The organism is Haladaptatus sp. DYF46 (genome assembly GCF_021083305.1).
Taxonomy (GTDB): Archaea; Halobacteriota; Halobacteria; order Halobacteriales; family Haladaptataceae; genus Haladaptatus.
The window spans coordinates 43092-55254 of record NZ_JAJFAY010000010.1 but is presented as its reverse complement, the minus strand read 5'-3'; the positions used below and the strand labels follow the sequence as shown (position 1 = coordinate 55254).

General features: G+C 52.1%; 16 protein-coding genes. 5 read left to right on the top strand and 11 right to left on the bottom strand.

Annotated elements, in window-relative coordinates; genetic code table 11:
• Positions 1 to 674: 674 nt before the first annotated feature.
• Complete coding sequence (locus LJF34_RS26225; protein WP_231189198.1) at positions 675 to 1046, top strand: thermonuclease family protein; 372 nt, start codon at positions 675 to 677, stop codon at positions 1044 to 1046.
• Positions 1047 to 1221: 175 nt separating this feature from the next.
• Here the strand turns inward: LJF34_RS26225 and LJF34_RS26220 are convergent, their stop codons facing one another.
• Both LJF34_RS26220 and LJF34_RS26215 read right to left on the bottom strand, forming a co-directional pair.
• The gene (locus tag LJF34_RS26220) at positions 1222 to 1710 is read right to left on the bottom strand and encodes a hypothetical protein (protein WP_231189197.1); all 489 of its coding nucleotides are present in this window, start codon (positions 1708 to 1710) and stop codon (positions 1222 to 1224) included.
• Positions 1711 to 3201: 1491 nt separating this feature from the next.
• Positions 3202 to 3393, bottom strand: a complete 192-nt coding sequence (locus tag LJF34_RS26215) for a hypothetical protein (RefSeq protein WP_231189196.1) — start codon at positions 3391 to 3393, stop codon at positions 3202 to 3204.
• Positions 3394 to 3448: 55 nt separating this feature from the next.
• Between LJF34_RS26215 and LJF34_RS26210 the strand changes: the two genes are divergently transcribed.
• Entirely contained in the window at positions 3449 to 3868 is a 420-nt protein-coding gene (locus LJF34_RS26210) for a hypothetical protein (RefSeq protein ID WP_231189193.1), read from the top strand.
• Between the two features lie 78 nt (positions 3869 to 3946).
• Positions 3947 to 4219 carry a hypothetical protein gene (locus LJF34_RS26205; RefSeq protein ID WP_231189190.1) on the top strand — a complete coding sequence of 91 codons (273 nt, stop codon included), beginning with the start codon at positions 3947 to 3949 and terminating at the stop codon, positions 4217 to 4219.
• Positions 4220 to 4353: 134 nt separating this feature from the next.
• Here LJF34_RS26205 and LJF34_RS26200 read toward each other — a convergent pair whose 3' ends face one another.
• The 4 genes from LJF34_RS26200 to LJF34_RS26185 all read right to left on the bottom strand — a co-directional run bounded on the left by LJF34_RS26200 (position 4354) and on the right by LJF34_RS26185 (position 7609).
• On the bottom strand, positions 4354 to 4512 hold the full coding sequence (locus tag LJF34_RS26200) for a hypothetical protein (protein ID WP_231189187.1): 159 nt from the start codon (positions 4510 to 4512) through the stop codon (positions 4354 to 4356).
• Positions 4513 to 4596: 84 nt separating this feature from the next.
• On the bottom strand, positions 4597 to 5442 hold the full coding sequence (locus LJF34_RS26195; RefSeq protein ID WP_231189184.1) for an ABC transporter permease: 846 nt from the start codon (positions 5440 to 5442) through the stop codon (positions 4597 to 4599).
• The gene (locus LJF34_RS26190; RefSeq protein WP_231189183.1) at positions 5439 to 6377 is read right to left on the bottom strand and encodes an ABC transporter ATP-binding protein; all 939 of its coding nucleotides are present in this window, start codon (positions 6375 to 6377) and stop codon (positions 5439 to 5441) included. The genes LJF34_RS26195 and LJF34_RS26190 overlap by 4 nt, the downstream gene beginning before the upstream one ends.
• A gap of 647 nt (positions 6378 to 7024) precedes the next feature.
• Positions 7025 to 7609, bottom strand: coding sequence for an alpha/beta fold hydrolase (locus LJF34_RS26185; RefSeq protein WP_231189181.1), 585 nt, complete (start codon positions 7607 to 7609; stop codon positions 7025 to 7027).
• Positions 7610 to 7828: 219 nt separating this feature from the next.
• Here LJF34_RS26185 and LJF34_RS26180 point away from each other — a divergent pair, with 219 nt between their 5' ends.
• Positions 7829 to 8107 carry an STAS/SEC14 domain-containing protein gene (locus tag LJF34_RS26180; RefSeq protein WP_231189179.1) on the top strand — a complete coding sequence of 93 codons (279 nt, stop codon included), beginning with the start codon at positions 7829 to 7831 and terminating at the stop codon, positions 8105 to 8107.
• Positions 8108 to 8254: 147 nt separating this feature from the next.
• On the opposite strand, the gene LJF34_RS26175 is transcribed toward LJF34_RS26180, so the two are convergent.
• Together LJF34_RS26175 and LJF34_RS26170 are read right to left on the bottom strand one after the other, a co-directional pair.
• Entirely contained in the window at positions 8255 to 9076 is an 822-nt protein-coding gene (locus LJF34_RS26175) for an IS5 family transposase (RefSeq protein ID WP_231189177.1), read from the bottom strand.
• 268 nt (positions 9077 to 9344) lie between these two features.
• Entirely contained in the window at positions 9345 to 10400 is a 1056-nt protein-coding gene (locus LJF34_RS26170; RefSeq protein ID WP_231189175.1) for a hypothetical protein, read from the bottom strand.
• Between the two features lie 113 nt (positions 10401 to 10513).
• Here LJF34_RS26170 and LJF34_RS26165 point away from each other — a divergent pair, with 113 nt between their 5' ends.
• Positions 10514 to 10783 (top strand): hypothetical protein, encoded by a 270-nt coding sequence (locus LJF34_RS26165; RefSeq protein WP_231189174.1) that lies wholly within the window; start codon positions 10514 to 10516, stop codon positions 10781 to 10783.
• 209 nt (positions 10784 to 10992) lie between these two features.
• On the opposite strand, the gene LJF34_RS26160 is transcribed toward LJF34_RS26165, so the two are convergent.
• The 3 genes from LJF34_RS26160 to LJF34_RS26150 are packed head-to-tail and all read right to left on the bottom strand — an operon-like array spanning position 10993 to position 12078.
• Complete coding sequence (locus LJF34_RS26160) at positions 10993 to 11214, bottom strand: SWIM zinc finger family protein (RefSeq protein ID WP_231189173.1); 222 nt, start codon at positions 11212 to 11214, stop codon at positions 10993 to 10995.
• A gap of 57 nt (positions 11215 to 11271) precedes the next feature.
• A complete protein-coding gene (locus tag LJF34_RS26155; RefSeq protein WP_231189172.1) occupies positions 11272 to 11775 on the bottom strand; it encodes a hypothetical protein in 504 nt (167 codons plus the stop codon).
• Entirely contained in the window at positions 11776 to 12078 is a 303-nt protein-coding gene (locus tag LJF34_RS26150; RefSeq protein ID WP_231189171.1) for a CopG family transcriptional regulator, read from the bottom strand.
• Positions 12079 to 12163 lie beyond the last annotated feature (85 nt).

Genomic DNA, 12163 nt, shown 5'->3' with positions numbered 1-12163 from the left:
GCGAATAGGAGACTATCGAGGAGCCGTATCATCAGTGAAAGGATGTTGGTGGTCATGAAGGTCCACCCATCACCCTCATAGCAGGGGAAATATCCCTGCTCCATGTTCTGCTGCTCCCCCGCGTGAAAGGGACAGCAAATTGCTGTACGATAGTGGGGGACTTAACCTTGCAACTTTCGTCGATAGCCGGATTCTAATGACTTTTGTTGGGAGAACAGGCGCAGACACACTAGTCTGTGGGACAGCACGGGACAGTCAACAGCAGCAGGTCAAGGGAAGTGCTCGGTGGCGAGTATTCGAGCGAGGCGGTCCGGTATGTTTCCATTCGCCGTCGGTCATCATTCGGCACCCCCAATGTTGAACTAAACAGAGCAATCACCTCCAGTATGCAGCGATCCCTCCCTCTTTTCGGACTTGTCCTAGTTATCGTCCTCGCAGGCTGTCTCGGTGGGCTTGGATTCGGTGGTAGTAGCGACGCCACAACAATGACGACGAGGATGGAAACACAGACGACCTCGATCGGTAGCACGACCACAGCATCGACGGAATCAACTACAGCGACTACGACAACTACGGAAACCCAGACACAGACCCGGACGCAGACGACGTATCTACGGCAACCAACGACGGCAAACATTGATACTCCAGAGAATAGCGAGCGCTTCCAAGCGCGTGTGACCAAAGTCATCGATCCAACGACGCTCACGAGCAAACATAATGGGAAGAACCGCACTGTTGATTTGATTGGTGTGAGCGTCCCTAAAAGCGGTCCCATCCACAAGAAGGCAGTTCGCTATACGAAGTCCCAAATGGATCATCAAGTCGTGACCGTCGTCTCTGATCCACAGGTGAGTGTAACAGATGACGGCCAAACGCAATTGTACGTTTACATCGGGAATTTCATGTTCAACACAGATTTGGTCCGTATCGGCTACGCTCGCGTGCCAGACATGCAGTTCAGCAAACGCCAGGAGTTCATTCGCAAACAGCAGCAGGCCAAACAACGCGGTTACGGTCGCTGGAATACGACTATGGCAAAAATCTAACCACTCCTATTTGGTGTAGTGTTCAGCGTCAAATATCCATAGAAATCTGCACTGTATCGAACTACACGAGTGATACAATTGTTAAGCAGCACGACAGAAAGCTGACTGAGAGTGTCCAAACTAAAGAGCGACTCCGTGAGTAGGCTGCCAATGCCTCTTCGTTCACGCTTGGTTGCTAGTCGTCGGACGAGATGGTGGTCGCTGTGGAGTTTCCTGAGAAAGACGAATCGTCACGAGCCGAAGAGTGACCCACAGCCGCTGCGTACAGTACGACCGTTGCAACACCGGTGACAGTGAACGCAAATGCAAATGCGTTCGCAGGAGAGGTGAACAATCCAGGGAATGGTAAAGACGCCCACAGAGAGTCGATTACATAGACAATGAAGGCAGCGAGAAACCAACTCCCAGCAGGGAGTGCAACACGAATATTTTCTCGGAGTACTGCTTCCACGTCCATTGTGACAGGATCAGACGAGAGTGTCTGTCCAAGCGAGAGTCCACGATGAACCGCAAGGAAGAGTGCCATTGCGACACCCGCATAGCGGACCCCGTTTGCAATCAGTGAAAAGTTTGCAAACCAGGAGAGAACGACCCAAAACAGGACGGTGACCGCAATTGGGATACTTTCTGTAAATAGTCGACGGGTGCTCAGTGTCTCAGACATATCCTCACCACTAATTGCAATGGTATCTGCTTTCTGCTGGTGTGAAGTCGAATAAAGAGATTGTAATGGATATCGCGCTTACACTGTTTGTGTATAGTGTCGGGTCTGGTGAACCTCATTCATAAGCTTTGCAAAGCCGAGAATAGAGAACCGTTACCAAGACAAAGCTTACGCCATGTTGGATATCTGTATGGGATAGAGGAATGGAACAAACACGCCGGAGAATTCTCCAAACAGGTACAGGTGGAATCGTCACCGGTCTTGCTGGCTGCAGCAGTTTCAAACGGACGCTGCTGGGCCATCAGTTGGCCCATCAAGTGACAATCGCAAACGTTCGGTACTCACCACTTCGTCTGGACCTCACAGTGCAGGATGACTCCGGGAAAATTCTACTAAAAAACACTTCCGGATCGCATATGATCATGCCCAGACCAGTAAGCCATTTCGTGGAACACCAGCGAAGATTCAGATGGACATTAACGGGGAAGAAGATCAAACATACGAGTGGCCCCGACCACAACAGGGCCAGTGCCAGGGAGAAACTGAGTCAACGACAACAGTCTCTTTCATGGCCGAGAAAACGTACGTACAGGGCAATTGTGAGACGATTACGACGCGCTGAACTTAGTGAGTGTCACTCGTCAACAGAATGAGCACAGACTGTTAGTATGTGCTACTAACTAAAATACGCTCTCAATCCGAAGCATGAGTGATAGCAAGAACTTAAGCAGCAAATCTATAGTTCGCGAAAATCTTCCTCGTATCTACTCCTTGTCGCGAGAATTACTTAAACGAGAATTGGTTAGTGGCCGTCGCCCTCCTCAACGCGAATCGACCCACCGCAGTCCTCGCGGACGAGCCACCACTTAGGCGTAGTTAAGCGTTCGAACGCCTGGATGAGTTATGTGTCGAACGGCCGCATTGAATTGTTCACATCCATGCCGTTCGAATGAATTTCTATTCTAAACCTAAAACAAGTGTAAATAGGAAGAGAGATACAGACCGACAGCAATTGCTCCAGCGTTTACGAAAGATCGTTTCCACCCTCTTTGTTGGAACGTTCGAAGAAAACAGCCTAAGGGAAATACAACAAGTAGAATAACCATCTTTTCGCCCACATAATTCGATGATATGGCATAGAGGACAAGTAATACTAGACCCGTTATTCCGCTAAGAGTCCGAGCCCGTCGGGATAAACCAGAATTCTCCGAAGTTTGCGTCACTGTATTAGAGTAGTTAGCTCCACGATATAGTGATAGTGATTCAGCTGTTATGGTATGAGCAGACACCCAATTGTGGTGGTTGATAAACTAGGAAAACGGCCAGCCACGACTGTCCGCCGCATGCGCTTGCGCTCGGTCGAGCAAGTCGCGCTCAGTCGTCGGTGTCTTGTCTATACATTCGGTTGTATCCGCACATTCGGTTAGCGTTCGCTGGGCACCATCGGACAGCGTTGTTTGGCGAGACAGAAATGTAAAGAGCGAGACAAGGTTAACAGCAGTCAGTGAGTGCGCCCTTCCGGGTGGCTTCCGTACCACAGTCCTCACATTTCCAGTAGGTGTGGTCGGCGTTGCCGTACTTGTCGTAGCCGGTGTACGGGCCACTGATACGCTCTTCGTCCGATGGGAACGCGTCGAGTGTTCCGTCGTCGATTGCGTTTTCGACGGCAATCAAGTAGATCATTTCGTCCGATCGTCTATGTTAATAGCACTTCGGCACGTAGTTCAAGCTATAACTGATGGGAACGTATTCACGCCGAGTATTGTTGTCTTCTGGAATCACTGCTGGAATCGGACTCATATCAGGCTGTACATTCCTGGAGACAGACCCACCAGCGGGATCACTGATCGTTCAAAACCGCGATTCATTCCCTCATCTCGTCGAAATTGATCTTCTCGATGGGCCTCAAAACACGGTCGAAGTCCAATCAGGGCTCGAGGGAGTTGTTTCGATTGAACCAGAGAGTGAGAAAACATACGAGAAGCTGTTCAGTACAGGTGGGACCTACAGAATTCGAGCACAATACGAAAGCAGTGACCCAATACAGTTCTCTGTGAGCCCATTTTCCGGTTCGCACGGAAAACTCACCATCATTCGCATCGAAAAATATGGTAATCTTACGTATGTCGTTGAGTCCCTAGACGGTGGTTTGCTTTAGTCCGGCAGTTCCCGCAGTCCTGAGATTTTGAAATTGCTGAGTCGCAGGTTTTTTCGAACGTACTACATCATTGAAAGCATGGACTCATCAGAGACTGCCGCAGTAAATGGACTTGAAGAACGGGAGCTATATGAGCTGGTTCACAGAGCAGTAGAAGATGCTATTTTAGGAATGGTTGGGACGCTCCTCTTAGTTGGAGTTGCTGTAGTTCTGGTATGGACTGGAGTAACCATTGCTTTGTATGGAACCTCTATTGTTGGACTCGTGGCAGGGATTGCTGCCATTGTTTTCGGCCTCTATCTGGGATTAGCAACCCTAGAGATTATACCATCGGTACGGGAATGGTTTTGAGCAAAGTACTCAAAGCCCCTCCTTTTTCTGCACTGTGAATACGAACACGGGATACAGATTCCACACGAGAAGAAACGTAGGCATCAAGAACATCAATCGCTGTACCACGGATAAAAAAAGAGCTGAAGGGGTGGTTAGTTCGACAGTTCCTTCCGTCCCGTTCGCACGCAGGGCAAACACGGGACTCCGTTGAGGCCATCACAGTCGCAGTTGTCTGGTTCGGCTTCGTCTTCGTCCTCGGAGGAGAAGGCCTCAAATGTACCGTCGTCTGTCGCAGTTTCGACCGCAGCCATGTGTTTGCAGAAGAGGTTACGGTGGATCCCAGCGTTACGATCCGGCGAAAGAAGGAGTCGAAAGCGGAGAACGCGAATCCGCGTTCAGAGGTCGGCGACCCGGAACCGCAAGTAGCCCAAACTGACCGGGACGACGGCCCATGCGACGAGAAGGACGAGTCCGAACCAGTCGGCGAGGTAGAACGGTACGTCGCCAATCGTGCCGATACCGAGAACTGCGTTGGGGGACTCCGGCAGGACGGCACCCATCGCGGTTGAGTAGGCGGCGCTTGGTGTGAGTCCCGAGAGGAACAACGCCCAGTTCGGGTACTCCTGCAGTGGGACGAGCTGGCCCTCCAGCAGGTAGAGTACTCCGAGCGGTACGACGTCCCAGAGGAGTTCGAGGACGACGAACAGCCCGATGGCCATCGCCGTCGCTCTTGCGCCCGACCCCGTCGTGGCCGAGAGTCCGACGACGAGGCTGATGTAGGCGAACGCGTAGAGCACCGTCAGTAGGACGAACAGCACGTAGTCGATTGGTGTGAAGGTGGCATATTTCGCCAGCACCACGATCGCTGCGACGGCGAATCCAATCACGAGGGGGAGTACAAGCACCGCGGCTCTGCCGGTGACTTTCCCGAGTACCACGTCACGGCGCGAGTGGGGGTACGAGAGCATGAGCTTCATACTTCCGTTCTCGCGTTCGCCAGCGACTGATTTAGCGGCGATGATGACCGCCGTGATGGAGACGAACAAGGTAGCGGGTGCAGCGAGGAAGAACATCAGTCCGAGGGCCGAGAGTTCGTTGGTGTCGCCACTAAGTGCGGGCAATTCGGCGTAGAGGTACGCCATCCCGGCCATCAAGATGACAAAGAGCGCCGACAGCGCCCAGAGCGTTTTCGAGAGACGAGCGTCCTGGAAGTCCTTGCGGGCGACGACGGCGAAACTCATGCCGTCACCTCCGTCGTCCCGGCGATCGAGCGACCGTCCGTGTAGGCCATGAAGAGTTCCTCCAGTGAGGTTTCCTCCGTGCTGAAGTCTTCGACGCCGATGTCTCGTGCTTCGAGTGCGTTCAGCACCGCGGCCTTGGAGTGAGACTCTAACGTCACGGCGACGGAGGTCCCGCTCGCAGTGGCTTGTGAGACGCCGTCGACTGCACGGATTACGTCGAGCGCCGATTCGTCGACGGGTCGGTCGGTGGTGATCGCGAGCGTCTGCTCGATGCCGACCGAGTTCCGAAGTCCGTCGATGGTGTCGACGGTGACCAGTTCGCCACCCATCAGGATGCCGACACGATCACAGACCGCCTCGACCTGTTCCAGGATGTGACTGGAGAAGAACACCGTCGCACCTCGGTTGCGTTCCTCGGTGATTATCTCGCGCATCTCGCGTGCCCCTTTCGGATCAAGTCCCGTCGTGGGTTCATCCAAGATGAGTAGCTCGGGCTCACCGACAAGCGCCATACCAAGGACAAGTCGCTGGCGCATCCCCTTCGAATAGCCACCGGCTTTCCGGTCGGCAGCCTCAACGATGCCGACGCGTTCTAGGATCGCCATCGGGTCATCGTCCGAACGCTTTGAACGGATAGCAAACTCGATGTGCTGGCGACCGGTCAGTCGGTCGTACACGTGATATGCGTCCGGGAGGACGCCGACGCGCTCGCGGACTCCGAGACTATCGCGTTGCGCGTCGAATCCGAGCACTGAGGCACTCCCGGCGGTCGGGCGGACGAAGTCGAGCAGGATGTCGATGGTCGTGGACTTCCCCGCTCCGTTCGGTCCGAGAAAGCCGAATATCTCCCCTTCCTCGACGACGAGATCGACGTCGCGGAGCGCGGTTACCTCTCCGTATTGTTTGGTCACACTGTTTAACTCAATAGCAGCCATACAATTTATACGCTTCATGACTATATAAAGATAGACTGAGTGCTACTCTCAGGCACTGAAACGTGTGAAATCAGGTGTTTTAGTGATTAGAAAATTCAAATGAATCCCGTACGTCATTGCGTTAATACTCTCTGGGTGCTCGGTATTCGATACCAGTCGAGACGGTCATTTGACACTCGACCGCTTTACGACGATTCCTGATCGAGTATGGTACGGTGTCCTCGATGCAAATGCCCCGCGATCGGAAGGCAAGACTGAAGAGGAGATGGTCGCACTCGCCAGCAATAACGCCGAGCGAGCGGAACGAATTCTCGATGAGGCTCCCAAACCCCGAGTTGTGTTCGTTAATGATTCTACCATACCGTTTCAGCACGCGAGATTTGATCTTCAAAAGTTCACGACCTATTGTGCAGACGCAGAATGCGTAGTGATGAACGCATTCGAGAGCAATGAACTCGGGACAGACGATCCAGTCTCGCGTTGCGAACATGAGGCTCTCAAGATTCTTCGAGAATGGGCCGATCGAACGATTTCATTGGGTTAGATAGACAAGATTCCTCTCACAAGTTGGCCTGATCGCCAAATATGGGAATTCCGGTCAGATCGAAGGTTGAACATTGAAGCGGAAGAGGCAGTTGTTCATCTCGCTATGGGTTCTTCGTTTCCAGTCGTTTGATGTCCCGAGCAACGACAGACAAATCGTTGTTGAACTGATGTCCACCGGTATCACACTCGTGAATAGTTGCCTGCGGAAGCTTTTCCGCGTACAGCGCGAGGTGGGAAAACGGAACTATTTCATCGTCTCGGCTGTGGTAAAAAAACAGGGGTAGTTCACTTGGGAGCTTCGACGCAACGTTTTTCTCTAGTTCGTACTCGCTAACATTCCACCCTTCAGTACCCCAGAAAGGCAATGCGATAAGGAATAGACCAGCGATAGGCACGTCTATCTTCTCTTCGGAAAGACATTTTAACAGAATCGAACCGCCCAAAGAGTGTCCGAGAAGAATCACCGCATCATCTAATGCAGCAAGTTCCGTTACGATCTGCTGTTTCCATGCCTCGTATTCGAGATTATCTTCATTTGGCATCTGTGGATACTGCACCTCGTATGCACCCCCCAATACATCCTGGAGATCGACTGCGAGTTTTTCATCTTCTTCGTATCCTCCAGCACCATGAATGAACAGCACTTGGTGATCCATAGCATTCCTCTCTATGGGTATCTGTTCCACCCTAATCGTCTTAGATGCGCTGGGCGACGAACATGGACTAGCTCTCTTCTGTAACGGTTAGCCAATCATTGCTAGCTTGGGATACTGATCACTGGCTCTGTTGAAGTCATATTATTCATACATATCGTCGCCTGAAACAGCCGGTCGATGAGAGCTGCGAACTGATTCGTCGAATACCAATGAAACTTTGACGCACCTGTTCGACTGCGTTCGCTAAGGATGTTTGAGACACTGGACGCGACAGAGGACGATCTCGTTGCGGTACGTGTCGGGAGTGGTACTGCGGACGGGTACGAGGAGTTCTACTCTCTACTCATCGAGCGAACGAAGCAACACGGGTCAATCCGAGTGTATGAGGAAGTCCCTGACTGGACAGCAACGACGTATCTCACCCATCTCCACGGGATTGTTCCAGACCTTCGATACGGACCCGAGTTCGACATCCGTTCCTATGCGTGCGTTGGAGACTCCCTCTGGGCAAAATTACTCTATCACTAATGGCGAGCCATTCGGCCAGTCTGGCCAGTTGCTCCCGACCACATGCGATACTTCCACCAAGACAACCGCGACGACGCCTTGCGATGGATCCGTAACGTCTCAGACCGCCCGTAGCACTACGGTTACTATCTTTGCTGTATTGACCGCTCAGAGTGATCGGTCTACATTATGAATGAGACAAGCGATGGTGAGTTCACGGAACTGTTTCCACCAGCGTCGTGAGCAGACGAACGCACCGTATTTTCGTTTGAGCGTTGAGTTGACAGTTTCAGATTGACTCCGTTGTCCATAGAGATCAGTGTCTAAGCGTGCGTTCCATGCCTCGTGGAGTGATGAGAACTTACGATGCTTGATCAGTGGGCGAACCTCGTGTTGACGGGCAAGTCGTCTGATCTTCTGGTCGTCGTATCCTTTGTCACCGAGCAGAATCTCAATACTCTCGGGATTGCGCTTGATCAACGACGGGGCGATCTGGCTATCGTGTTTTCGTGTCGTCGTCACGTGGAGATCGAGGATTGCGTTCACTTTCGTATCGACCAACAGCGTCACTTTGAGCTGCTGAATCGTGAGTTCAGCTCGTTTCGTGTAGTGTTTCGAAGCGTGACTGCGGTCGAACCCTGATGCATCAACCCCAACGATTCCGTTTGTCGGAAGTAGCGTCGCTGAGAGAGTCAATAAGACACGCCATACGGCCATATCGAGTCGATTGAACGCCTTACAGAGCGTTGATGGCGTAGGAAGCTCGGCTAGCCCGAGAACACGACGGATACGTGGCATCTCGATTAATTCGTCAAGCAGGCCACGATAGGTCGTGTTCTTCCGAACTTTGAGACACAACAAAACAACGTGCTGGGGAAGTGTGTAGCGGTGTTTGGAAAATTTTGAGGAGTATCGAGAGACCGCCCGGCGTGCCAGATGGATCGCCTTCTCAGTAAACCGGAGAATCTGCGACTTCGGGAGGGCCTTCATCTCGTCGAATTATACGGCGAACATGTAACTCTCTGAGGATTTGAACAGAGCCGGAATTTCGTAATTACGACTCCATTATCATACGCCAATCTTGACCAGACGCTGTGATTGTTGGATAGAGGATAAAATTATTGCCGTTTATTGACTACCGACTGCACTCACGGTGCTTAACCTTCTATGTGAGCGATTCAAGAAGCGTATCGAGAACACCTGGCTCCGAAGAGATCCCCCAATAACTCCCGCCAGTAATCGGCGTGTCCGGACCGAGTTATCCGTTGACCAAAGTAGATGAGTTACTTTCATCCGTTCGCAATTTTCTCACAGCAAGCACGAACAATTCAATCGCAATGCAGACGATCAGGAGACTGCCGACCTGGTCGAAAAGGCTCCGAGGGCCCGTTTCAGGATCCATCACCAGACCCAGCCACGAGTACGTCAGTATCCCGCCACCTGTAAGAGCGAGACGATGGAGGGCACCCCACTCCGGTCGGTGCGGCCACGGCGAGGCGACGATGAAGAAGATCATGATAATGAGTAGACACGTCCCGACTGCTATCCAGCCCGACAGGTAATCCGTGAGCATGAACAACGACGAGGCAACGAAGGCTACCCCGCCGACGAGTACCGGATTCGGGGAGACATCCACGACGCGGATGTCCGGTGGCTGGGGATTACTGTACGCAACGAAGACGAGCAAGCCGACAATTGTAGTAACACCCAGTAACTGTGGGACGGAGGCCATGAAACCCGTCTCTAGATACGTCTCGTAGCCGATGAACACTGACCCGAATACGAAAATCACGAACGACAACACCAGTCCTCGTGTTCCAAGCCACGGGTTGGTCCCTCGGTTCGAGAAGAGCGATTCGACGAGGATAATCGGGATACAGATACTCCAGACGGTGTGCATGCCGATTACGATGATCGTGATCCAGGTATCGATGCCTATCGCCGCGATGTAGGTTTCGCTCAGTTCGGCTTGCCCTGGGAAGTAGGATTCGTTGAAGAGTAATTGTGTGACTAGCCCTTCCTCGATCAGTGAGTAGGCTACGGCGAGCACGAGCATGGTCGGGAAGCCCCGCCCGGCGCGCCGTGAAATCTCCCGGATGAACAGTGCCCCAGCCCCGTATAGCAACGCGAGAAACGGGAGGAGGTACAGTTCCGAGAATTTTAGGTTGCCGAGCAGGAATTCACCGAATAGTGGAGAGAGAAAGAAGAGGACCACAGCTGGCGCGATTCTGTAGATGAACGCCTTCACGTCCGAACTGGCACTCTCCCGCGTTCTACTTCCAGATACGGAGTCAGTAGGATTTTCTGTCGTCATCGGTCTGCGTTCCCGGTCAAGAGGGATCGTTTATCTCAATTAACTTCTCCCCACTTATTTGCTTAGGGAGTTGACGCAACAGTCAAGTCCGCGAACCCACAAATGCGAGTAAGATGGGTACTAATCAGCCCAATTCACTCAGTAAAACGGTTTTTGAATGGGCTTTCACGATCATCGCCGTTGTATTACTCGCACGGCTGGCGTTTGTACTAATCAATCTTGTTTTCAACTTCTCAGAGACACCACTTGGTCGGCGGCTGGCTGAAGGTACCCCTTTTGAATTCTTGACGGGTGTCAGCCCCAAAGCGATACTTATACAGATCGCCATCTTCGTGGTTATCGCAACGATTCTTGTCATCTCGAAAAGGGAGGAAAAGGAGTAGCAGATAGGCCACTACGTGAAACCCCACCCACATTAGTGCTACAGTGCAGTATCTGTCGGGAAGTAAGCATTGGTCGGGAGATTACATTCAGTACACATCTACTGATCAGTTGTTTTAGAGGTGAAGATATTGTTCGACTAGGATTTCAACAGAGCCTGATCACTCTGTATTACACGCCGAAGTAGCAATTAAAAGGGTTGAAGCGGTGATTAGTTCGGCAGTTCTTTCCGTCCCGTTCTCACGCACGGCCAGCACGGGAACCCGTTAAGGCCGTCACAGTCGCAGTCTTTGGGTTTGGTCTCGTCGTCGTCCTCCGAGGGGAATGCGTCGAGTGTTCCGTCGTCGGCTGCATTCTCGACGGCAGCCATGTGCTTGCAGAAGGCGTTCCGGTGGACGTGGTGCGGGCACACGCACGCTATCACGTCATGCATCGTGATCTTCCTCCCGAGTTCTTTTGCGATCCGTATTCAGTAGTCGCTCTCGGGTGATTATGTCCCCGGCTCACCTTCAAAGAGACGTTGTGCATATCGATAGATTGGCGCACCAAGCCAGTCCCGATCACGTGCAATCGTATCGAGTGCAGATCGAGCTTCAGAATCAGTAAGGACATCACGTTTGACGAGTGCACGGAGAAGAATTGGTGAAAGAGCAACATCGGCCGAGACAAGAGTAGTGAGTTCAGGAAGTGCCCGGAAGTCGTCTGTGATGAGAAACGCTGCATCGGTCGTATCAACGGCCGCGACACAGCTCGCCTCGCCAGCATCGATTCGACTCGAAGAAAATTCTGATGCAGAGGTATCCAGAATCTCGAAGCAATCGGAACGTTCGAGGACGGCTAGTGCCCCGTGACCGTGGACATCATCATATTCTGCAGTCGATTCAAGTTCCTCGATGACGAGTGTCGTCGTTACGACGTCGTATTCAGATAGTACGTCATCAAGGACATCACCAATCGCGAGAGAAATGAACGCGCTTGTATCGATAACCAACATCTACAAATCTGCGAGTTTGTCGGCAAGGTCGTCTCCCTGATCGAGGAGTTGCTTTGAGGTACGGACTGCTTCTGCGTCCTGTCGACCGATTATGTCCGTTAGTATTTCGAAATCAAGCTCGTCTGCGAGGTAGAGTTCAACGACTGCTTCCTGAAAGCTCTCTTCTGATTCGATTTCCTTGAGGTACTCTCGGAGTGCTTCGATGAGGAGTTCGGTTCGATTTTTGTGCGTGACTTCAGCAGCGATATCGGCATGAGTCACGAGTTCTTCTGGAAGACGAAAGTTGACTTTCCGAGTGCTCATGGTGTGGGTACGTTGTACCTACAGGAGCAAAAAGGTTCTCCGGTAGTTAGTGAGCTAATGGGCCAGTGGATGAAGAGAAAATAAT